This is a genomic window from Streptacidiphilus sp. ASG 303, from assembly GCF_020991365.1.
Classification (GTDB): domain Bacteria; phylum Actinomycetota; class Actinomycetes; order Streptomycetales; family Streptomycetaceae; genus Peterkaempfera.
This window is the reverse complement of record NZ_JAJLRA010000047.1, coordinates 1-21,577: the sequence shown is the minus strand read 5'-3', so window position 1 is coordinate 21,577 and position 21,577 is coordinate 1. Positions and strand designations below refer to the sequence as shown.

Sequence of the window (21,577 nt, the reverse complement as noted above, 5' to 3'; positions counted from 1 at the left end):
TGCCGGAACCCCGACGGGGTTCCGGCAGCCGGCGTTTCCGGGGCTCCGCCGATGGTCAGGCCGCCGATCTGGCCGCCGCCAGGCTCTCGTTGACGAAGTCCAGCAGCAGCCGCGGCGTCTGCGCCTCGGCGACGGTGTCGTCCGACAGGCGTATGCCGTGGTCCCGCTCGATCCGCCCGGTGGTCTGCAGCACCGCCAGCGAGTCGTAGCCCAGTTCGGAGAAGGGGGTGTCGAGCACGTCGCCGTCCAGGTCGACGCCCTCGTCCTCGCCCGCGCACTCGCGCAGCAGCTGGGTGAGCTCGGTCAGGGTCATGGTGTCCTCTCGATGGTCGTCCGGGGCCGGCCGGGGCGGCTCGCCCCGGCCGGAGGATGCGGTGGCCGCCGGTGGCGGCCGCTCAGTCCGCCGCGCGCAGCACGGCGGCGGCGTTGAAGCCCCCCTGGCCGCGGGCCAGGACCAGGGCGGTGCGGACGGCGCCGTGGCGGGCCCCGGTCACCAGGTCCAGGTCGCAGCCGGGCGCGAGGGCGCCGACGTCGGCGGTGGGCGGCAGGACGCCGTCCCGGAAGGAGAGCAGCGCCGCGGCCAGGTCGAGCGAGCCGCCGCCCGCGCCGAGCCGGCCGGTCAGGGTCTTCGGCGCGGTCACCGGCACCGCCCGGGGGCCGAAGACCGCGGTGATCGCCTCGGCCTCGGCCCGGTCCTGCCCGGGCACGCCGGCGGCGTCCGCGAAGACCACGTCCACCGTGCCGGGCGCCGCCCCGGCCCGCTCCAGGGCGAGCTCGGCCGCCCGGCGCAGACCCGGTTCCGCGCCGCTGCCCGGGGCCGGGTCGAAGGTCGCCGCGTACCCGGCCAGGCTGCCGTAGACCCGGGCCGACCGCTCGCGGGCCGCCTCCGCGGACTCCAGGACGAGGATCGCGCCGCCCTCGCCGACGACGTGGCCGGACGCCCCGGCGCCGAACGGCAGGTAGGCGCGGGCCGGGTCGTCCACCGTGGACATCCGGCCGCCCGCGAGGTGCGCGGTCCAGCCCCAGGGGCAGAGGGAGCCGTCCACCCCGCCGGTGACGATCAGCCGGCTGCCCTTGCGCAGCTGGCGTCCGGCCTGGGCGACCGCGTCCAGGCCTCCCGCCTCCCCGGTCACCAGGACGCCGCTGGGTCCCCGCAGCCCGTGCCGGATCGAGATCTGGCCGGTGTTCACCGCGTAGAACCAGGCGAAGGACTGGTAGGCGCTGACGTGCTGCCCGCCCCGGCTCCACAGGGCCTCCAGCTCCCGCTGGCCGAACTCGAAGCCGCCCGCCGACGCGGCGGTGACCACCCCCGCCGCGAACTCCGGGAGCTGCTCCGGGTCGGCGCCGCAGTCCTGCAGCGCCTCCGCCGCAGCGGTGAGGGCCAGCCGGGTCATGTGGTCGGTCTGCGGCAGCAGCCGGCCGGGGATGTGCTCGGCCGGGTCGAAACCCGGGACCTCCCCCGCCAGCCGCGCCGGGTACCGGCCGGCGTCGAACCGGGAGACCGGGCGGATGCCGCTGGTCCCGGCCAGGGTGGCACGCCACCAGGCCTCCCGGCCGAGGCCGTTCGGTGCGGTGACGCCGATCCCGGTGACGACCGGGTCGTCCCGGCCCGGAACCTCCCGGGCGGCCGCCCGCGCGGCGGCCCGGTCCTCCACGACGGGGCTCATGCCGCCCTCCGATCCGGCCGGGTGAGCACCATGGCGCTCTGGAACCCGCCGAAGCCGCTGCCGACGCTCAGCACCGTGTCGATCCTCTTCTCCCGTGCGGTGACCGGGGTGTAGTCCAGGTCGCATTCGGGGTCCGGCTCGTGCAGGTTGGCCGTCGGGGGCACCACGCCGTGCTCGATGGCCAGGGCCGACGCGGCGATCTCCAGCGAGCCGATGGCGCCCAGCGAGTGGCCGATCATCGACTTGACGGAGCTCACCGGCGTCTCGTAAGCGTGGGCGCCGAGACTCCGCTTGAAGGCCGCCGTCTCGTGCCGGTCGTTCTGCTTGGTGCCCGAGCCGTGGGCGTTGACGTAGTCCACGGCGGTGGGGTCCAGCCGGGCCTCGTCCAGGGCCGTCCGGATCGCCTCGGCCATCTCCCTGCCGTCCGGGCGCAGCCCGGTCATGTTGAAGGCGTTGCTGCGGGACGCGAAGCCGGCGATCTCGGCGTAGACGTGGGCGCCCCGGCGCCGCGCCTGCTCCAGCTCCTCCAGGACGAACACCGCGGAGCCCTCGCCGAGCACGAACCCGTTGCGGGTCCGGTCGAAGGGCCGCGACGCGTGCGCGGGGTCGTCGTTGCGCGGCGAGGTGGCCTTGATGGCGTCGAAGCAGGCCACCGAGATGGGCGAGATCGGCGCCTCGGTCGCACCGGCGACCATGACGTCGGCGCTGCCCTCGCGGATGAGCTCCACGGCGTGCCCGACCGCGTCGAGCCCGGAGGTGCAGCCCGTCGAGACCACCGCGGCGGGCCCCTGTGCGCCGACGGCCCGGGCCACCTCGGCGGCGAAGGAGCTGGGGACGAAGTGGTCGTACAGGTGCGGGACCGCGTAGCGGTGGTCCACGAGCCAGTCGGCGCCGCCGTTGCTGACCACCGCGTACTCGGTGTCGAGGCTCATGGTGGCGCCCACGGCGCTGCCGACCGCGACACCGGTGCGGAAGGGGTCGAGCCCCTCGGGCCGCAGCCCGCTGTCGGCGACCGCCTCCCGGGCGCTCACCAGGGCGAACTGGGCCGCCCGGTCCAGCCGGCGGATCTCCTGGGGGGTCAGCCCCTCCCGGGCGGGGTCGAAGTCGACCTCGGCCGCGATCCGGGACCGGAACGGCGTGGCGTCGAACAGCGAGATCGCCCGGGTCGCCGTCCGCCCCGCGGTCAGCAGCGACCAGTACTCCTTGGTCCCCACGCCGCCGGGCGCGACCACCCCGATCCCGGTGACGACCACCCGCCGGGTCATCGGCTCCCCCTCGTACGCAGCTGTGCCGCCCGGGTCCGCCCGGCGCACTGTCTCTTCACGGCCGCATCACCTCTCTGTCGGGCGTGCTGTCTCATGTCGGTGTCCTCGTGCCGCTGTGGCCACGACCTTGCTGCCGCCCCCTCAAACACGGCTCGACTCGGGGCGGAGGGTCCGGGCCCGCAGGCGGGCCGCCGCCTCGCGCAGCATCCGGGGCGCCGTGCCGCCGCGGACGAAGTAGTGGTCGCCGGGCACGGTGCGCAGCCGGAAGCCGCCCGTCGCGTACCCGGCCCACTCGGCCATGCCGGCGGTCGGCGCGATCGGATCGTGGCGGCCGGAGAGCGCCAGCAGCGGCACCGGGAGCCCGGGGCCGGCGGCCTCGCACAGGGCCTGCCCGAGCCGCAGGTCGTCGCGGAGCGCCGGGACCACCCGGCGGCACCACAGACCCGGGTCGTCGAGCGCCTCCGGGGGCAGCGCCCCGTAGGCCACCAGCAGCTCCAGCAGCTCCGGGTCGGGCAGCGCGGCGCTGCGCAGCACGGGGGAGCGGAGGTGGGGCGGGAGCACGGCGCCGACGGCGACCAGGGCGGGCGGCTCGGAGCCCGCCGCGGCCCGGGTCCGGGCGAAGGTGTAGGCCACCAGTCCGCCGAGGCTGTGCCCGTACAGCAGGTAGGGCCGGTCGAGCATCGGCCCGATCAGCTCCTCGATCTCGCCCAGCAGCTGCCCGGGGTCGGTGATCCGGGCCTCGCGGACCCGGCTGCCCCGGCCGGGCAGCAGGACCGGGACCACGTCGGCGGCGTCGCCGACCACGCCCTGCCAGCGGGCGAAGGAGGAGATGCCGGCGCCCGCGTGGTGGAAGCAGAAGAGCCAGGGCCGCGGTGCGGTGCTCACTCGTCCACCAGGGCGACCGCCCGGGTCCAGCCCGCACCGGCCCCGGCGATCTTCACCGGGAGGGCGCTGACCCGGAAGCCGTACGGGGCCGGCAGCCGCTCCAGCCCGGTGAGCCGCTCGATCTGGCAGTACTCCCGGCGCCGCCCGGCGAAGTGGGCGGGCCACAGCACGGCGGGGTCGCCGGTCTCCTGGTAGGCGCGGATCATGTGGCCGAACGGCGCGTCCAGGCTCCAGGCGTCGGTGCCGATGACCCGCACGCCCAGGTCGAGGAGGTGGTCGACGGCGGGGCCGTCCAGTCCCGCGAAGTCGGTGAAGTACCGCGGCGTGCCCGCGTGGCGGGAGGCCCCGGTGTGGAGGAGCACGATGTCGAGCGGCTGCACCCGGTAGCCGGTCCGGGCCAGCTCCTTCTCGATCCGGTCGACGCCGATCACGCCGGTGCCGGCGTCGGTGAGGTCGAGGACGACGGCCGGCCGCAGGAACCAGTCGAGGGGCATCTCGTCGATGGTGCGCGGCCGTCCGTACTCCCCGGCCGAGCCGTAGTGGGAGGGGGCGTCCACATGGGTGCCGGTGTGGCTGGTGAGGGTGAGGGTGTCCAGCGACAGCAGTTCGCCGCCGGGGAGGTCGGCGGGGTCGAACTCGATGCCGAAGTGGAGCCGCATCTCCTCGCACATGTGGCGGGCGCCCTCCGCCGGGGTCATGATCTCGTGGACGACGGGGTCGGGCTCCCAGCCGTCGGCGTCCACGGGCTGGGACAGGTCGATCAGGTGCACGGGGGCCTCCGGGTCACGGTCGGGGGGTGAGGGCGGCGAGCGTGTGGCCGGCGTAGGCGTCGCCGGCCGCGTCGAACTGCAGCGCGGCGTGCCCAGCGGCGCAGTTGACGTCCCGCCAGACGCGCTGCAGCTCCGAGCCCTCGGCCTGGCCCCGGGCCCCGCCCTGGCGGAAGAGCCGGTCCACGGCGGCGGTGAGCAGCTCCGCGGCCACGGCCAGGTCCAGGGGGTTGCGCACCTGCACGTCCGGGGTCGGCGGCGCCTGGTCGGCGGTCCGCGCGGCCCGTTCGACCAGCAGCTGGGCCAGGTCGATCTCGGCCGCCGAGCGGGAGAGCGCGAGCCGGACCGCGCCGCGGTCCCGGGTCGCGCCCCCGGTCACCTCGGTCTTCCCGGCGATCCAGGAGGTCCAGGCCCGCAGCCCGGCCCGGGCGCTGCCCAGCGCGGGCGCGACGAAGTTCAGCCCGTTGACCATCTTGTACGGCACCGTGTGGCAGCGGGCCGCGGGCTCCGCCGCGCCGGCCATCAGCTCGCGCTGGGCGAAGGAGCGGTGCGGCGGGACCAGGACGCGGTCGAGGACCACGGTGCGGCTCCCGGTCCCGCGCAGGCCCACGTTGAACCAGCTGTCGACGATGCGGACGTCGCGCCGGGGCACCGCGAAGAAGCGGTACTGGCGGCCCTCGCCGGCCGGCGCCATCGCCCCGAGGAGGACCCACGCGGCGTGGTCCACGCCGCTGGCGAAGGTCCACTCCCCGGAGAGCAGCCGGCCCCCGGGGGCGTCCGCGACCCGGCCGGCCGGGGCGATCGACCCGGCGATCCGGACGTCGGGACCGTCCTGCCACAGCTCCTGCCGGCCCTCCTCGGGGAGGTGCGAGCCGAGCCGCCCCATGGCCGCGTAGACGGAGGCGCACCAGGCGATGCTGGCGCTGGCCTCGCCGACCGCGGCGACGGCGGCGGCGAAGTCGGCGAAGCCGCCCTCGGCGCCGCCGTACCGCGCCGGGACGAAGTGGCGGGCGAAGCCCGCCGCGGACAGCGCCTCGGCGCTCTCCCGGTCCAGTGCGCGGGCGGCCTCCACCGCGTCCGCGCGGGCCCGCGCCACGTCCCGGGCCGTCCGCGCCCCCTCCTGCAGCGTGGCCGTCCGCGGCCCGCCGCGCCGTACGGCGGTGGTCACTTCGCCTCCTCCGCCCGCGCCCCGGACCCGGCCGGGCGGGACCCGGCGAGCCGCTCCAGGGTGCCGACCGCCTCCGCCGGGCTCGGCATCGCCCGGACCTCGTCCCGCAGCGCCGCTGCCTCCGCGCGGTGGTCCGGGTCCCCCAGCAGCGCCGCGATCTCCTTGCGCAGCAGCGGCACCGGGTCGGGCTCCCGCAGCAGCTCGTTGCGGACGAGGTGGCGCCCGGCGCCGACGGCGGCCAGCTGGTCGCCGGTCAGCATCTGCTCGGGCCGCGGCGAGACGACGAGCTGGGGCACGCCGGCCGCGGTCGCGGTCATGGTGGTGCCGCCGCCGCCCTGGTGCACCACGGCCGAGCAGCTGGGCAGGAGCAGATGGAGCGGCAGCCCCTCCACGGCCCGGACGTCCGCCGGGAGCGCGTCGAGCCGGTCGCGCTGGCCCGGGGCGAGCGCGAGCACCACCTCGGCGCCGTGCCCCTGGGCCGCCTCGATGACCTGGGGGAGGAGGTCGCCCGGTCCGGGCCCGCCGATCCGCCCGGTGGTGACACCCCAGGTGATGCAGATCCGGGGCCGTGCCGCGGGGGCGTGCAGCCACTCGGGCAGCGTGCCCGGGCCGTTGTACGGGACGTACCGGACGGAGGCGCGGTCGGCGCCGCCGGGGATCCGCAGCCGCGGCGGGCAGGGGTCGAGCCGGAGGTCGGGGTCGATCCGGGGTGCCGCGCCGAACCGCTCGAAGATCCGGAGCAGCCCGGGGCGCGGTTCGCCCGTCAGTGTGCGCTCGTTGCGCATCACGTCGACGCTGCCCCACATGTGGCTGGCGGTCGGCACGCCGAGGACCGCGCCCGCGACCGCCCCGGCGTAGCTGACGGCGTCGTGCACCACCAGGTCGGGCCCCCACCGGCGGGCGAAGCCGACCAGGCCGTCCACCATGGACTCGGCCATGGCGATCTCCTTGGCCGCGAGGGCGTCCAGCACCGCCCGCTGGCCCGGTTCGAGCAGGTCCGGGCGCCGGGACCACCGGACGGGCCAGCGCTGCTGGGTGTGCCAGGCCGCCATCGGGCCGGCCGTGGACATCGCCGGGAGGTCCGCGTCGGCGCCGACCTCCACCGGGGTCAGCCCGGCGTGGGCGACGGTCTCGGTGACCGAGGCCGTGCTGGCGAAGCGGACCTGGTGGCCGGCCGCCTGGCAGGCCCAGGCCAGCGGGACCATGGGGAAGACGTGCGAGGGCCAGGCCCACGCCGTGAACAGTATGCGCACGGTAACCACCCTGGACTGGTCAAGAGGACTGCAGGCATTGACGGGGCCGGCGCTCGAGCCCGGACCGCGGCGCGGTCGAACGGCTCCCGCCGCGCGCCCCGGCGCCCTCCTCCGGCGGTGGTCCGGCGGGGCTCCGGCGGGGTTCCAGCGGCGGTCCGGCGGGGGTCCACCCGGTGCGCCGACCCTCCCGGGACCCGACGGTCCGCCCGGCCCGTCGCGCAGGGATGAGGTGGGGCAGTGGTAGAGCCAGAGGCGTTCCGCGAGCTGTTCGGGTCCTTCCCGACGGCGGTCTCCGTCGTCACGACCCTGGACGCCGAGGGGAGGCCGCGGGGCTTCACCTGCAGCGCGCTCACCTCCGTGTCCGCCGACCCGCCCCTGCTGCTGGTCTGCGTGGACCGGCGCTCGCAGACCCTGCCGGCGATGGCCGCCACCGGCGCCTTCGCGGTGCACGTGCTCGCCGAGGGCGGTGAGCGGACGGCGCAGCGCTTCGCCGGCCGGTCCGGAGACAGGTTCGCGGGACTGGACTGGGAGCCCTCCGCCCTGGCCGGCGGCGTCCCGCTGCTGGAGGGGCCGGTCCTGGGCCGGGCCGAGTGCCGCACCGTGCGGACGGTCGAGGCCGGCGACCACCGGATCGTCATCGGGCGGGTGGAGGGCGCCCGGGTCTTCCCCCGCCGCCCGCTGCTCCACCGGCGGGGCGCCTACGGCGTCTGGCACGGCGCCGGCGAGCTGCTCGGCGCCGCGGGCTGAGCCCCGCGCCGCCGCCCCCGTGCGCGGTGCACTTCCTCCCGCCTCGCGGATTATGCTCCGTCCCGCCGGGAAGCACTGACACGTCGATCACCCCCGAACGAGCCGGAGGACCGAGATGCCGACCACGCGCGAGCCCGCGCTGACCCCGCGCCAGGGCGACGGCGCCGTCAGGGCCGTCGCCCTGGCCCTGCCCGGGGGATCGGTCGCCAGCCGGCGTCGGCCGCTGCGGATCGCCGCGTGGGGGCTGCGCCCGCTGCTGGGGCAGCTGAACGCGGTCGGCGGCCCCGCCGGCGTCGCCGTGCACGTGCTCCGGTACCGGTACCGGGGCTGGAACGGCGCCGAGGCGCACACCGCCGCCGACGCCCAGTGGGCGCTGGAGGAGGTCCGGCGGCGCCACGGCGACGTCCCGGTGGCACTGGTCGGCAACTCGCTCGGCGGCCGGGCCGCGTTCTGGGCGGCCGGCCACCCGCTGGTGGTGAGCGTCGCCGGGGTCGCGCCGTGGCTGCCGGACGGCGACCCGGTCGACCAGCTGGCGGGCCGCAGGGTCCTGATCCTCCACGGGGACCGGGACCGCAGCGAGGCCAGTCCCGAGCTGTCGCTGGCCTATGCCGAGCGGGCCCGGCAGGTGACCCCCGACCTCTGCCGGCTGGAGGTGGGCGGGGCCAACCACCTCATGCTCAACCGGGCGCCGGACGTCTGGGCGCTCACCGCCGACTTCGTCCTGGGCACGCTGGGCGTCCGGCCGCTCGCCCCCCTGATCACCGACGCCATGGCGGCCGGCGGCTCGCTGCGCACCCCGCTGCCCGTGGGCTTCGGCCGCTGACCCGCGCCCGGCCCGCAGGAGCACCGGCTCTCCGGCGGTCGGGCGCTGGGTGGTCGGGCGGCGGAGGGGCCTCAGGCGGCGAAGAGGTCGAGGATCGGGCGCCGGCTCCGGTCGCCCGCCTCCAGCGCGGGGTCGCCGGCCAGGATCGCGTGGTGCAGCCGCTGGAGCCTGGCGGACGGGTCGAGCCCCAGCTCCTCCGCCAGGCAGCCGCGCAGCCCCTGGTAGATCTCCAGGGCCCGCCACTGCCGGCCCGAGCGGTAGAGGGCGACCATGCACTGCGCGTGGAGCCCCTCGTGCAGCGGGTGGCGGGCGGTCAGCGCGGTGAGCTCGGAGAGCAGTTCGTCGTGCCGCCCCAGCCGCAGGTCGGCGTCGATCCGCCGCTCCAGCGCCCCCAGCCGGCTCTCCTCCAGCCGCACGCGCTCGATCTCCAGCAGCGGCCCCGCCTTGACGTCCACCAGCGCCGGGCCGTGCCACACCGAGAGGGCCTCGCGGTAGAGCACCGACGCCGCCTCGTCCTCACCGCGGTCGGCCGCGGCGCGTCCGGCCGCCACCAGCCGGTCGTACTCGTGGACGTCCACCGCCCCCGGCTGCACCTCCAGCAGGTAGCCGCCGTGCCGGGTGGCCAGCACGTCCTTGGGGCCGTGCAGCGGGTCGGGCCCGTAGGCGGCGGCGAGCAGCCGGCGCAGCTGCAGGATGTACGTCTGCAGCGTGGTCAGCGCGCTGCGCGGCATGTCGGCCCCCCACACCTCCTCCATGAGCGCGGGGACCGGCAGGATCTGGTTGGCGTACACGGCGAGCAGGGCCAGGATCTGCCGCGGCTTCCCCGCGCTCGGCACGATCGATCTGCCGTGCACCTCGGCCCTCAACGGGCCCAGCACCTTGATGTCCATGGGTATCCTCCGCGTGCGGTCGGGTGGGCGCCCGGACTGGCGCCCCGGATTTCCACAACCCCTTGAACATGGCAGCCGCGGCCCGGCGCCGACCAGTGCCGGCCTCCCGAACCCGGTGTGCGTTCCGTCCGCGCCGGGACGTGAAGATTTCACGGTCAACCTGTGCGGACGACACTGGTCCGGCCCGAGCCGCCGGGCGCAGACTCTTCGTCGCCGGCACCAGCGGGACTCGACCGCAGGATGCCTCGGCCGGGGCGATCGCCCCGGCCTCTTCCCGACCGGAGGGGACGACGCGACCATGTCTGCAAGCCTGAAGCCGACCGGCGACGACCTGATCATCGAGGACCTCGGCCAGAGCGCCCTCAGCTTCACGGACGACCCGTCCAACCTCATCTGCATCTGCGTACTGTGCGTCGCACCCGACGCCGACCGCTCCGCCGGCGGCACCGCCCCCGCGGTCTGATGGGAGGCGGCCGGAGCGGGGCCGGAGCGCCGGTCCTGGGATTCAAGCCGCACCTGCGCATGGAGCAGGTGCCGGGCGAGGCGGTGTACCTGATCTCCGACCAGCGGGTGACCGCTCTGCACGGCGAGCAGGTCGCCAGGATCGCGCCGCTGCTGGACGGCACCCGGCGCCTGGAGGAGGTCGTCCGCGACGCCTCCGACGCCCTGCCGGCCGAGCAGGCCACCCGCCTGCTCTCCCGGCTCGCCGCGGCCGGACTGCTGTCCGAGCGCGCCCCGGGCCCGCTCTCCGCCGGGCAGGCCTACTGGGAGGCCGCCGGCCTCGACGGGGCCGCCGCGACGGCCGCCCTGAGCACCGCGGCGGTCCACGCGGCGGCCGTCGGCGGCGTGCAGTCGGAGGGGCTGCACGCCGCCCTCGCGGCGGCGGGCCTGCGCACGGTGCCGGCCGGCCGGTCCGCCGCCGCCGACCTCACCGTGGTGCTCTGCGACGACTACCTCCAGCCCGACCTGGAGCGGGTCGACGCGGCGCACCGGGCGGCCGGGCGGCCCTGGCTGCCGGTGAAGACCAACGGCACCGAGGTGTGGATCGGGCCGTTCCTCGGCAGCGCCGACGGCCCCTGCTGGTCCTGCCTCGCCGACCGGCTGTGGCGCGGGCGGCCGGCGGAGGCCCACGTCCAGCACATGCTCCGGCGGTCGGGGCCGGTGCCCCGGGCGACCTGCTCGCTCCCCGCCGCCCAGCAGGCCGGACTGCAGCTCGCCGTGCTGGAGGCGAGCAAGTGGCTGGCCGGCCACCGGCATCCGGGGCAGGCCGCCCTGTGGACGCTCGACGGCCTCACCCTGGAGGGCGGCCACCACCCGGTGGCCCGCCGCCCGCAGTGCGCGGCCTGCGGCGACCCCGGCCTGACGGCCGCCCGGGCCCTGGCGCCGGTGGTCCTCTCCTCGCGGCCCAAGCAGGAGACCGACGGCGGCGGCCACCGGGCGCTGACCGCCCAGCAGCTGCTGGACCGCTACGGGCACCTGGTCGACCCGGTCACCGGCCTGGTCAAGGAGATCCGCCAGGACCCGCGCGGCCCGGCCTTCCTCAACTCCTTCCACGCCGGCCACAACCCGGTCGGCGACCCCCGCGGCCTGGGCTCGGTCCGGGCGGGGCTCCGCAGCACGAGCGGCGGCAAGGGCGCCACGGCGCTCCAGGCCAGGGCCGGCGCCCTGGCCGAGGCGCTGGAGCGGCACTCCGGCTACCTCCAGGGCGGCGAGCCGGTCGTCCGCGGCAGCCTCCGCTCGCTCGGCGACCGGGCGCTCTCCCCGGACGCCGTGCAGCTCTACGACCCCCGGCAGTTCCCCGGCCGGGAGGCCTGGAACGCCGAGCACGGCCCGTTCCACCAGGTCTGCGACCCCTTCGACCCGGACGACGAGATCGACTGGTCGCCGGTGTGGTCGCTCACCGGGCAGCGGCAGCGGCTCCTGCCCACGGCGCTGCTCTACTACAACGTGCCCCAGCCGGCCGGCCGGTTCTACTGCGCCGCCAACTCCAACGGCAACGCCGCGGGCGGCAGCCTGGAGGACGCCGTGCTCCAGGGCTTCCTCGAACTGGTCGAGCGGGACGCCCTCGCCCTGTGGTGGTACAACCGCACCCGGCAGCCCGGAGTGGACCTGGAGGCCTTCGGCGACCCCTGGACCGCGGAGCTGCGCCGGGTCCACCGGGACCTGGGCCGGGAGGTCTGGGCCCTGGACCTCACCTCCGACCTGGGCATCCCGGTCATGGCGGCGCTCTCCCGGCGCACCGACAAGCCGCAGGAGGACATCGTGCTCGGGTTCGGCGCCCACTTCGACCCCGGGCTGGCCCTGCGCCGCGCGCTGACCGAGGTCAACCAGCTGCTGCCGTACGTGGTGGAGGCCCGCGCCGACGGCACCGGGTACGGCACCTCGGACCCGGAGACGCTGAGCTGGATGCGCACGGCCACCGCCGCCGGGCTGCCCTACCTGCTGCCCGACCCGGCGGAGCCCGCGGTGCGGCCCGGGCACCACCCGTACACGCCGCGCACCGACCTGCGCGACGACCTCGCCGCGGCCGAGGAGCTGGTGCGGTCCCACGGGATGGAGCTGCTGGTCCTCGACCAGACCCGGCCCGACGTGGGGCTCCCGGTGGTCAAGGTGATCGTGCCGGGCCTGCGCCCGCACTGGAGCCGGTTCGCCCCCGGACGCCTCTTCGACGTCCCTGCCGCCCTGGGCCGCACCGCCGGGCCCACCCGCTACGAGGACCTCAACCCCGTGCCGTTCTTCCTCTGAACGGCCCGTCGAGGCGCACGGGCACGTCCCGCCGACTCGGCCCGCCACTCACCGCCTTGGACCGCCGCATGCGCATCGACCGACTGGCCCCCCTCGAGTTCCACGAGACCTGGTCGCTGCGGGAGGACACGACGGTGGAGGCCGGCCGGGGGGCCGGTGACGCGGTCGTGCTGGGCACGCACTGGGGCGACCTGGTGGTCCCCGGCCCCAGCCCGCTGCTCGCCGAGGCGCTGCGCAGGATGTCCCTCGGCTCGGTGTCGCTGCGGAACGTGGTCCCGGACTTCCCCGGGTACGACACCGAGCCGGAGGGGTGCAGCGCCGCCGCGCGCTCCCTGCTCGGCGACCTGACCGTCCTTCAGCACCTGCTCGACCGGACGCTGAGCCTGGGCGCGATGCCGCTGCTGACCGTGGTCCCGCTGTCCCCCGAGGCCCGCTTCTCGCCCCGGGCGCTGCCGCCCGGGGCGGGGCGCCGGCGGGCCAGGCTGCTCCCGGCGACCCGGCTGGTCCACACCGGCCGCGAGCTCCACCTGGAGTCCCCGCGCTCCCGCCACCGGGTCGAGCTGCACCGCCCCGAGGCCGTGTGCCTGATCGACGGCCGGGCGGGGCTGGTCCCGCCGGACCTGCGGGCCGCCGCCCGGCTGCCCCAGCTGGCCCTGCCGGAGCACGTGGCGGCCGCCGGCGTCGCCTATCTGGTCGCTGCCGGGATGGCGTCGGTTTCCGACTTCGATGACGAGTACCCCTCAACGTGATTATCATCCGGCTTGTCGGCGAGGTGCCCGGTCCTCGAACCGCGGAGGATAGTTGAAGCGCCATGAGGTCAACCGTGCCGACGTGCCGTCCGCAGGGTCCGGTGCGTCGGAGCTCGCCCCCAGGATGGCGGTCGCGGTCACCCTGGCCGTCCTGCTGGGGATCATCTCGGTCGACATCGGCTACGTGCTCGCGGCCGACCCCGGTCCGTGGCGGCTCGGCGCCGCCACGGCGGCCTTCGCCGCGATCGTCGCCCTGCAGCTCGGCCACTCCTTCCCCCGGCTGCTGCCCCGGCTGAGCCGCCACCCCCGCCGGACCCTGGGGCTCCAGGCCGCCCTCACCTTCGTGCCGTTCGCCGCGTTCGGCCAGGCCTGGCTGGGCATGCCCTGCTTCCTGGCCGGCTCGGTGCTGCTGCTCCTGCCCGGGGCCGCGGCCTGGCCGCTGTTCGCCGCGGTCGTCGGCGCCACCACCCTGATCGCCCGCCGGCTGGGCGCCGAGGACGGGGACGTGCTGCTGACCGCGATCTCCACCTCGATCAGTGCGATGGGCGTGTTCGGCGTCTCCCGGATGACCCTCCTGGTCGCCGAGGTGCGCCGGGCCAGGGCCGAGGTGGCCAGGCTCGCGCTGGACGCCGAGCGGCTGCGCTTCGCCCGCAGCCTCCACGAGGTGCTGGGGCTCAGCCTGTCGCTGATCACCATGAAGTGCGAACTGGTCCAGGGCTCGGTGGAGGCCCGGCCCGACCAGGCCCGCCTGGAGCTCGCGGAGGCGCTGCGCACCTCCCGGCAGGCCCTCGCGGACATCCGGACCGTGGCCCGCGGCTACCGGGAGACGTCCCTGGCCGCGGAGGCGGAGGCGGCGGTCTCCATGCTCGCCGCCGTCGGCGTCCGCGCGTCCGCGCGGCTCGACTGCGGCCGGCTGCCCCCCGGGGTGGACGCGGTGCTGGCCTCCGTCCTGCGCGAGGGCCTGACCAACCTGCTGCGGCACAGCAGGGCCGAGCGGTGCTCGATCGAGGCCGTCCGCAGCGGACGCACCGTCACCTTCGCCCTGGGCAACGACGGCGCCGGCCGGCCCGGCGGCCCGGAGGCCGGGAGCGGCGACGGCGGCCTCGGCAGCCTGGCGGGCCAGCTCGCCCGGATCGGCGGCACGCTCACCGCCGGCGTCGGCGGGGACGGCTGGTTCCGGCTCGAGGCGTCGGTCGCGCTCGACGAGGAGGAGCCGGCCGGCGCCCCCGCGCGCCGGGGCGGGGACGGCGCGGCGCCCCCGGAGGCGCCCGGACGGCCCGGCCGGTCCCGGGAGCCGGCCCGCAGCGACCCCGCGCCGCGCACGGCCGCCGCCATCACGGTGGCGGTCCTCCTCGGCTACTTCGTCGTGGACGCCGCCTACCTGCTGGAGGCGGGGCTGTCCACCGCGGCGTCGGCCACGGCGGTGCCGCTGCTGGCCCTGATCACGGCCCTGCAGCTGGTCCGCTCGTTCCCCGACCGGCTGCCGTGGGCCGACCGGCACCGCCTGGGCCTGCTCGTCCTGCAGGCCGTCCTCTCGTACGCGCCGTTCGCCGTGCTCGGACAGGCGTGGCTGGGCCTGCCGGGGTTCGTCGTGGGCTCGGTGCTGCTGCTCTCACCCCCGGGGCTGGCCTGGCCGCTGTCCGGCGCGGCGGTGGCCGGCAACGCGGCCGTCCTGCTCGCGGTCGGCACCGACCCCTCGCTGATCGGGTCGTTCACCGTCTCGGCGGTGATGTGCGGACTGGTGGTCTTCAGCCTGTCCCGCACCAAGGACCTGATCGGCGAGCTGCACCGGTCCCGCGCCGAGGAGGCGCGGCTGGCGGTGGCCGAGGAGCGGCTGCGCTTCGCCCGCGACCTGCACGACCTCATGGGCTTCAGCCTGTCGACCATCACGCTCAAGTGCGAGTTCGCCTACCGGCTGATCCCCGGTGCCCCGGCACGCGCGCAGCAGGAGATCGCCGAGATCCTGTGCACCTCGCGTCAGGCGCTGGCCGACATCCAGGCGGTCGCGGGCGGGTACCACGCGATCTCCCTGGCGGCCGAGGCGGAGGCTGCCCGGGCCGTGCTCGACCGGGCGGGCGTCGAGACCACCGTGCGCCTGGACTGCGGCCCGCTGCCGGCCGAGGTGGACACGGTGCTGGCCACGGTCCTGCGCGAGGGGGTGACCAACCTGCTGCGGCACAGCAGGGCCCGGCGGTGCGTGGTCACCGGCGAGCGGCGGGACGGGACGGTGCGCTTCACCCTGGCCAACGACGGCGCCCCCGCGGAGTCCGGGCCGCGCGACCGGGACGGGGGGAGCGGTCTGCACAGCCTCGCCCGCCGGGTCCGGGACGTCAACGGCCGGCTCACGGCCGGGCCCGGGCGGGAGGGCTGGTTCACCGTCCAGGTCGACATCGTGACGGCGGACCGCGCGACGGCGGTCACCGCGGGCTGAGCCCGCCCGGCCGGGCCGCCGGGCTCAGAGCCAGCCCGCCACGGTGGCGATCCGGATCGCGTCCACCCGGTTGCGGGCGTTGAGCTTGCTCACCACGTTGGTCAGGTAGTTGCGCACCGTGCCCGCGGACAGGTGCAGGCCCGCCGCGATCTGGGCGACGTCCATCCCCTCCGCCGCGTGGCGCAGGACCTCCAGCTCGCGGTCGGTGAGCGGCGAGGCGCCGCTGTCCAGCGCGCTCAGGGCGAGCTCGGGATCGATGACCCGCTGCCCCGCGGCGACCTTGCGGATCGCCGAGCTGAGCTGGTCCGGCTCGATGTCCTTGAGCAGGAAGCCCGAGACGTGGGCGGCCAGCGCACGCCGCAGGTTGCCCGGTCTGCCGAGGCTGGTGAGGATCAGGGTGCTGCAGTCGGGCACGGCGGCGTGCAGCTCCCCGGCCGCGGTGATCCCGTCGGTCCCCGGGAGGTCGATGTCGAGCACCGCGACGTCGGGCCGCAGGGCCCGGGCGGTCGGCACCACGTCGGAACCGGAGGACAGCTCCGCCACCACCTCGATGTCCGGCTCGAGCTCCAGCAGCGAGACCAGGGCCTTGCGCAGCATGTGCATGTCCTCGGCGATCAGTATCCTGACCATGGTCCCCCCCGGAGATGTGGGCGTCTGGTGATCTTTCGTCAACGGATTATGGCGCAGATCACTCGCGGGGCGTGCCCGCTCTCCCAATGGCACCGATCCTGCGACGCGGCCGCAACCGGCCGTTCACGTGCCCGGCGGCTCCCGGAACAGGTCGAGGATCTCGCCCATCAGCCCTTCGTCGAGCACGGTCCCGATGGTCAGGTCGCTCCCCGGCTCGAAGCCGGTGTCGCAGCACGCGACGCTCACCAGGTACGACCCGAGCAGCTCGAAGGTGGCGAAGGCCCACTCACCGCTGGACGCGGGCCGGCCGCCCGGCAGCAGCAGCGCCCCGCCGACGAAGCCGAACTGGTTGAACCCCATCCGCATGCCCTGGCCCAGCGCCTTGGTGTACGCCTCCTTGAGGGTCCAGATGCGCAGCAGCTCCCGCTCCTGCTCCTCCTCGGGCAGCTCCGCCAGCACCCGGCGCTCCGCCGGGATGCACAGGTGCCGCTCGACCGCCGTGTACCGGATGCGCCGGTCCGCCGGCTCGGTGTCCACACCGATCCGCCCCCGGCGGTTCAGCGCCACCACCACCAGGTCCCCGGTGTGGCTCAGGCTCACGTCCAGCTGGTCGCACCCGCGCAGGTACGGCCTGCCGCCGGGCTTGTAGGCCAGCTCGACGCTGTCCGGCGGCACCTGCAGAGCCGCGCCCGCCGTGTAGCGCATCATCAGCCGGGAGGCCGCGAACCGGGCACGGGCCTCGGGCGCGGCCAGCCCGCTCAGCCGCTGCCAGTCCCGGCTGCCCAGCAGGGTGCGCAGCTCCGGGTCGGCGAGCGCGGCCGGGATCCAGCCCTGCCAGGCGGCGTACACCACCACCTGGCCGTACCAGGCGACCGACTGGCGCACCCGGGCCCACGGCCCCGCGGTGTCGGCCACCTCGATCGGCTCGGCGATCACCGGCCCGCTGCCGGCCGCCTCCGACGACGTCCCGCTCACGACCGGCTCCCCCCCGCCACCGGCTCCCCGTACAGGTCGTACCCCCGCGCCTCGCGCAGCCGGCGCAGCACCTCCGCCAGCACCCGCTCCGTGCAGCCCGCCGGGGGCTCGGGCAGCGCGGCCAGGGAGAGCCTGCGGCCGAGCCGCAGCAGCGCCAGCACCAGCCAGGCCGGATCGGCCAGGAAGCCGCCGCCGTCCCGGTTCCGCTCCCAGAACCCCAGCGCGGCACCTGCGGCGCCCAGCAGGGCGTGCCGGTCGGCCAGCGCGCACATCCGGGCACTGGCCAGCGCCCCGAGGTCCCCCGGCTCGACCGCCGCGCAGCTCCGCCGCAGCTCGCCGAGCTCCTCGACGAAGGCCGCGGCCAGCCGCCCCAGCACCTCCGCGTACGCGCCCCCGGCGGCGCCCTCCCGCAGCCGGCCGGCGGCGCACACCAGCGCCGCCGCGAGGAAGTCCGGACCGCCGCCCGCGTTCAGCGCGCCGAGGTCCAGGTCGGGCAGCGGCGCGCCGGGGCGGAAGAGCCCGTCCGGCGGCTCGTCCCCGCGGAACCACGAGGTGCGGGCCAGCCAGGGCAGCTGCGGGATGACCACGCTCTGGCACGCCGCGGTGCCGGCGTGCCCCAGCCACGCCGTGGGCAGGTCCCGCATCAGCTTGGCCCACACGGCGCGGTCCAGCTCGCCGCGGCTGCCGGTGGCGTCCAGCACGGTGGCGAGCTCCTCCAGGTCCTCCCGCAGCATCTCGGGCACCAGGTACTTCACCTCCGCCGCCGCCAGCTGGACGCGGTCCGGGAGCAGGTGCAGGGCGCGCAGCACCACGACGGACAGGATGTCGCAGACCAGCAGGTCGGCGAGGACGCCCGCCAGCAGCGGCCCGTGGCGGCGGCGCCCCGGCCGGCCCCCGCTCCCGGCGGCGGCCCGCGCCGCGGCGCGCAGCACCGGGTCCACGGCGGCCACCACGGACGCCGCGCCCAGCGGGCGGTGCAGCTGGAAGCTGCGCAGCGCCAGCCGCACGCCGTCACCCGGCTCCCCGACCAGCGCCTCCGCCGACACCCGGCAGCCGTCGAACTCCAGGCCCGAGAAGTGGCAGCCGCGCAGCCCCGGGGTGGCCTGCCGGGCCAGCCCGCGCAGCCCCCGGCCCGCCGGGCCGCCCGGTTCCAGCAGCAGCACCGAGTGGCTCCCCGGGCCCGGCACCCGGCCGGTCCGGGCGTAGACCACCAGCGCCTCCGCCCGGACCGCGTTGATGACCACCTCCTTGCGGCCGCCCAGCCGGAAGCCGCCGCCGTCCGGGACCGCGGAGACCTCCCCGGCGAGCAGCGCGTTGCCGTGCGCCAGGGCGTGGTGCACGACCGCTGCGCGCCCGCCGCCGCACAGCAGCGCGGCGAGACGGGCCCGCTGCCCGGCGGAGCCCGCCGCCCACACCGGCGAGGCGGCGAACAGCGAGCCCAGGCCGTGGCCGATGCCCAGGCCCAGGTCGCGGCGGAACACCGGCCGGATGACCCGCGCCAGCACGTCCGCCCGGTCCAGCCGGCCGCCCAGGCCCACCGGGACCAGCTCCGCCCCGAACCCCCCGTCGGCCAGCAGCTCCTCGGCGGCGCCGGGCAGCTCCCGCCGCTCCTCGGCCGCCAGCACCGTGCGGAACCCCGCCGGGTTGGCGGGGTCGTACGGGTCCCCCAGCCGCCGCTCCCAGCGGGCGACCCGCCGGCGGACCTCCGCCTCCGCGGCCGCCTCCGCCTGCGTCTCCGCCGCCGTCTCCGCCCCCGCGGCCGCCGTCCCGCTCCCCGGCGGCGCCGCGAGCCGCCCGCTCACCGGAGCCCCCTCCCGGCGCCCGCCGCACCGGCCAGCCAGTCGGCCAGACCCGGACTCAGCTCGGTGTGCAGGGAGCGCAGCTCGCCGCGCAGGAAGAGCTCGCGCACCACCGAGCGGCTGACCCGCCCGGCCGTCGCCCTGCGGACGGTCCCCGGCCGCACCAGGAGCAGCCCGTCGGCCGTCGCCCCGAACTCCTCGGCCAGGCAGCGGCGGACCTGTCGGGCGGCCCCGGACAGCTCGGCGGAGGAGACGGCGGAGCCGCGCACCTCCTGGACCGCCACCAGGTGCTCCAGGCCGTCGCCGACCGCGAAGACCGCCGCCGACACCAGCCGCGGCCCGCCGGCCAGCAGCCGCTCGACCTCCTGCGGGTGCAGCGCACGGCCGTGCACCGTCAGCGTGTCCCTGGTCCGCCCGGTGACGTAGAGCACGCCGTCCCACAGCGCCCCGAGGTCGCCGGTGCGCAGGAAGCCCCCGGCGCCGGCGGCCGTGGCGCAGCCGAAGCTCTCCGCCGTCTCCAGCGGACGCCGCCAGTACCCGGCGCCCACCGAGGGGCCCCGCACCCAGACCTCGCCGACCGCCCCGTCGGGCAGCTCGGCACGGGACGCGGGGTCGACCACCCGGATCTCGACCGCCGGCACCGGACGGCCGCCCACCACGGCGCGGGCCCGCGCCCCCGGGGCGGCCGGCCGCAGCCGTCCGGCCTCCAGCTCCGCCGCGTCCGCGCTGCGCCGCACGGACCCGTCGCCGACCGCCCCGACCGCGGACAGGCAGGCCTCGGCCGGGCTGTAGCCGCAGGCCAGGACGCCCGGCCGCAGCCCGGCGCGGGCGAAGCGGGCCGCGAACGCGGTGAGCACGGCGGCGGACACCGGCTCGGTCGCGCTGACCGCGGTCTCCAGCCGGGAGAGGTCCAGCCGCTCCAGGTCGGCGTCGGTCGCCTCGGCCAGGCAGCGCGCGTACACCGAGTCCGGTGCGAGGACGGCGGTGACGCCGTGCAGGGCGGTCTCCGCCAGCCAGTGCAGCGGCCGGTCCGCCGCGTGCCCGCCGGGGAGCACCGCGGCCGCGCCCAGCCGGAGCGGGTGCAGCAGCTGGGCGACCAGGGCCGGTCCGTGGTGGAGCGGGAGCCAGCCCCCGATCCGCGAGGCGCGGCCGGTCCGCAGCGCCGCCTGTGCCGCCGCCACGGCGGCCAGCAGCCCGGACTGGGTCACCGTCACGCCCCGCGGGGCCGCGGTGCTGCCCGAGGTGTACTGGATCAGCGCCGGGTCGCCCCCGGCCAGCCGCGGGGGCCGCCACTCCCCGGGATCGGGCGCCGCCCCGTGGTCGACCGCCAGGCAGACCGGGGAGCCGGTCCCGCGGGCGGTGAACTGCCGGGAGACCGCGGGCGCCGAGGCGGCCCGGGTGAGGACCAGGCCGGCGCCGGTCTCCTCCGCGATGGCGGCGGTCCGCTCCAGGTCCGCCCGGGAGTCCCCGGGCGGCGGCACCGGCACCGCGACCGCGCCCGCGTACAGGCAGCCCAGCACCGCCACGGCCGGCTCCGGCCCGTCGGCCGTCATCGGGACCAGCACCGGGCGGCCGGCCTGGCCGTCCCGCTGCAGCCGGGCCGCCAGGGACCGGGCCCGCCGGTCGAGCTCGCCGTAGGACAGCAGCCGCCCGGCGGCCGCCGCGCCGCCGCCGGGGACGACCAGGGCGGTGGCCCCCGCGTCGTCGGCGCAGCGCTCCAGCAGGGCCTCGGTGAGGCTCGCAGGTACCGACATCCCTCAACCCTCCCCGCCGGTCGCACGGCCGGTCGCACGGCCGGCCCGTGGGACAACGATGCGCGCGCGGCCTCGACGGCTGCTCGAACCCTGCTGACGCCTCACCAGTGCCCCCCGTGCCGCATCCGGTCCGCCCGGGCCAGCTCGCGCAGCAGCGCCAGCTCGATGTCGCTGAGCGGCAGGTCGGGCCGCATCCGCTCCGGGTGCCCGGGCGGCGGCCCGACCGTCCCGGACGGGAACACCGGGCCGTGGCCGGCCGCGGGGGACCAGGCCGCCGTGCGGCTCCGGGACCGCGCCTCCAGGTACATGTCCACACCGCCGAGGACCATGAGGCCGTCGAGCAGGGACCGCAGGCAGCCGCGGGCGAGCCGGCGCATCCATCCCGAACCGGGCATGTCGATCCTCCCCTTCCTCCGGACGGCGGGCGGCGCCCGGGAGGACCGGAGGATGGGGCGCCCGGCTCGAGTCCCGGTCGACGCGGCACCGCGGGCGGCCGGAGCCCGCCGGTCCAGGTCTGCTCGAGCCGGGTGCTAACGCGGCCGGGCAGCGTCCGGACCAGTCGCGCACGGGGCGCGGGCGAGGAGGGCACGGTTCAGGTGCTGGTCGAGGCGATGAAGAGCGGGGCGGACACCGGCGGCGGCAAGCCGGTGCGGCGCCGGGACGCGGTGGTGATCCGGTTCGCCGGCGACTCGGGGGACGGCATGCAGCTGACGGGGGGCCGCTTCACGTCGGAGACCGCGTCCTTCGGCAACGACCTGCGCACGCTGCCGGACTTCCCCGCCGAGATCCGCGCCCCCGCCGGCACGCTGCCCGGGGTGTCGTCCTTCCAGCTGCACTTCGCCGGCCACGACGTCCTCACCCCCGGCGACGCGCCCGACGTGCTGGTGGCGATGAACCCGGCGGCGCTCAAGGCCAACCTGGCGGACGTGCCGCGCGGCGCCGAGGTCATCGTCAACACCGACGAGTTCACCAGGCGCGCCCTGGCCAAGGTCGGCTACGCGGCCGACCCGCTGGAGGACGGCTCGCTGG

General features: G+C 77.1%; 20 protein-coding genes. 7 read left to right on the top strand and 13 right to left on the bottom strand.

Annotated features, from left to right (window positions below; all coding sequences use genetic code 11):
- Positions 1-55: 55 nt before the first annotated feature.
- The 7 genes from LO771_RS29185 to LO771_RS29155 form a co-directional block, all read right to left on the bottom strand.
- Positions 56-313, bottom strand: coding sequence for an acyl carrier protein (locus tag LO771_RS29185; protein WP_230748033.1), 258 nt, complete (start codon positions 311-313; stop codon positions 56-58).
- Positions 314-395: 82 nt separating this feature from the next.
- A complete protein-coding gene (locus LO771_RS29180; protein ID WP_230748032.1) occupies positions 396-1,667 on the bottom strand; it encodes a ketosynthase chain-length factor in 1,272 nt (423 codons plus the stop codon).
- Entirely contained in the window at positions 1,664-2,932 is a 1,269-nt protein-coding gene (locus LO771_RS29175; protein ID WP_230748031.1) for a beta-ketoacyl synthase, read from the bottom strand. The genes LO771_RS29180 and LO771_RS29175 overlap by 4 nt, the downstream gene beginning before the upstream one ends.
- Before the next feature lie 141 nt (positions 2,933-3,073).
- Entirely contained in the window at positions 3,074-3,817 is a 744-nt protein-coding gene (locus LO771_RS29170) for an alpha/beta fold hydrolase (protein ID WP_230748029.1), read from the bottom strand.
- The gene (locus tag LO771_RS29165) at positions 3,814-4,587 is read right to left on the bottom strand and encodes a cyclase family protein (RefSeq protein WP_230748027.1); all 774 of its coding nucleotides are present in this window, start codon (positions 4,585-4,587) and stop codon (positions 3,814-3,816) included. The genes LO771_RS29170 and LO771_RS29165 overlap by 4 nt, the downstream gene beginning before the upstream one ends.
- Positions 4,588-4,600: 13 nt before the next feature.
- Positions 4,601-5,752: an acyl-CoA dehydrogenase family protein gene (locus LO771_RS31555; RefSeq protein ID WP_230748025.1), complete on the bottom strand. Its 1,152-nt coding sequence runs from the start codon at positions 5,750-5,752 to the stop codon at positions 4,601-4,603.
- Positions 5,749-7,005 (bottom strand): nucleotide disphospho-sugar-binding domain-containing protein, encoded by a 1,257-nt coding sequence (locus LO771_RS29155; protein WP_230748023.1) that lies wholly within the window; start codon positions 7,003-7,005, stop codon positions 5,749-5,751. The genes LO771_RS31555 and LO771_RS29155 overlap by 4 nt, the downstream gene beginning before the upstream one ends.
- A gap of 237 nt (positions 7,006-7,242) precedes the next feature.
- Here LO771_RS29155 and LO771_RS29150 point away from each other — a divergent pair, with 237 nt between their 5' ends.
- Positions 7,243-7,752 carry a flavin reductase family protein gene (locus tag LO771_RS29150; protein ID WP_230748021.1) on the top strand — a complete coding sequence of 170 codons (510 nt, stop codon included), beginning with the start codon at positions 7,243-7,245 and terminating at the stop codon, positions 7,750-7,752.
- Between the two features lie 115 nt (positions 7,753-7,867).
- Positions 7,868-8,575 carry an alpha/beta hydrolase gene (locus tag LO771_RS29145; RefSeq protein ID WP_230748019.1) on the top strand — a complete coding sequence of 236 codons (708 nt, stop codon included), beginning with the start codon at positions 7,868-7,870 and terminating at the stop codon, positions 8,573-8,575.
- A gap of 71 nt (positions 8,576-8,646) precedes the next feature.
- Here the strand turns inward: LO771_RS29145 and LO771_RS29140 are convergent, their stop codons facing one another.
- Positions 8,647-9,465: an AfsR/SARP family transcriptional regulator gene (locus LO771_RS29140; protein WP_230748017.1), complete on the bottom strand. Its 819-nt coding sequence runs from the start codon at positions 9,463-9,465 to the stop codon at positions 8,647-8,649.
- 298 nt (positions 9,466-9,763) lie between these two features.
- On the opposite strand from LO771_RS29140, the gene LO771_RS29135 reads away from it, so the two are divergent.
- The 4 genes from LO771_RS29135 to LO771_RS29120 all read left to right on the top strand — a co-directional run bounded on the left by LO771_RS29135 (position 9,764) and on the right by LO771_RS29120 (position 15,390).
- Positions 9,764-9,928, top strand: a complete 165-nt coding sequence (locus LO771_RS29135) for a hypothetical protein (RefSeq protein ID WP_230748015.1) — start codon at positions 9,764-9,766, stop codon at positions 9,926-9,928.
- Positions 9,929-9,987: 59 nt separating this feature from the next.
- Positions 9,988-12,210 carry a TOMM precursor leader peptide-binding protein gene (locus tag LO771_RS29130; protein ID WP_230748014.1) on the top strand — a complete coding sequence of 741 codons (2,223 nt, stop codon included), beginning with the start codon at positions 9,988-9,990 and terminating at the stop codon, positions 12,208-12,210.
- Positions 12,211-12,278: 68 nt separating this feature from the next.
- Positions 12,279-12,959, top strand: a complete 681-nt coding sequence (locus LO771_RS29125) for a hypothetical protein (protein ID WP_230748008.1) — start codon at positions 12,279-12,281, stop codon at positions 12,957-12,959.
- Positions 12,960-13,011: 52 nt separating this feature from the next.
- Positions 13,012-15,390, top strand: a complete 2,379-nt coding sequence (locus LO771_RS29120) for a sensor histidine kinase (protein WP_230748006.1) — start codon at positions 13,012-13,014, stop codon at positions 15,388-15,390.
- 24 nt (positions 15,391-15,414) lie between these two features.
- Here LO771_RS29120 and LO771_RS29115 read toward each other — a convergent pair whose 3' ends face one another.
- The 5 genes from LO771_RS29115 to LO771_RS29095 all read right to left on the bottom strand — a co-directional run bounded on the left by LO771_RS29115 (position 15,415) and on the right by LO771_RS29095 (position 20,943).
- Complete coding sequence (locus LO771_RS29115) at positions 15,415-16,020, bottom strand: DNA-binding response regulator (protein ID WP_230748004.1); 606 nt, start codon at positions 16,018-16,020, stop codon at positions 15,415-15,417.
- Between the two features lie 123 nt (positions 16,021-16,143).
- Positions 16,144-16,995 carry a 4'-phosphopantetheinyl transferase superfamily protein gene (locus LO771_RS29110; protein WP_230748002.1) on the bottom strand — a complete coding sequence of 284 codons (852 nt, stop codon included), beginning with the start codon at positions 16,993-16,995 and terminating at the stop codon, positions 16,144-16,146.
- The gene (locus LO771_RS29105; protein ID WP_230747998.1) at positions 16,992-18,797 is read right to left on the bottom strand and encodes an acyl-CoA dehydrogenase; all 1,806 of its coding nucleotides are present in this window, start codon (positions 18,795-18,797) and stop codon (positions 16,992-16,994) included. Before LO771_RS29105 ends, LO771_RS29110 begins: the two co-directional genes overlap by 4 nt.
- The gene (locus LO771_RS29100) at positions 18,794-20,548 is read right to left on the bottom strand and encodes an AMP-binding protein (protein ID WP_230747996.1); all 1,755 of its coding nucleotides are present in this window, start codon (positions 20,546-20,548) and stop codon (positions 18,794-18,796) included. Before LO771_RS29100 ends, LO771_RS29105 begins: the two co-directional genes overlap by 4 nt.
- A 101-nt stretch (positions 20,549-20,649) precedes the next feature.
- On the bottom strand, positions 20,650-20,943 hold the full coding sequence (locus LO771_RS29095; RefSeq protein ID WP_230747994.1) for a DUF6059 family protein: 294 nt from the start codon (positions 20,941-20,943) through the stop codon (positions 20,650-20,652).
- A gap of 216 nt (positions 20,944-21,159) precedes the next feature.
- On the opposite strand from LO771_RS29095, the gene LO771_RS29090 reads away from it, so the two are divergent.
- The coding region (locus LO771_RS29090) for a 2-oxoacid:acceptor oxidoreductase family protein (protein WP_230748034.1) at positions 21,160-21,577 on the top strand (418 nt) is incomplete at its 3' end.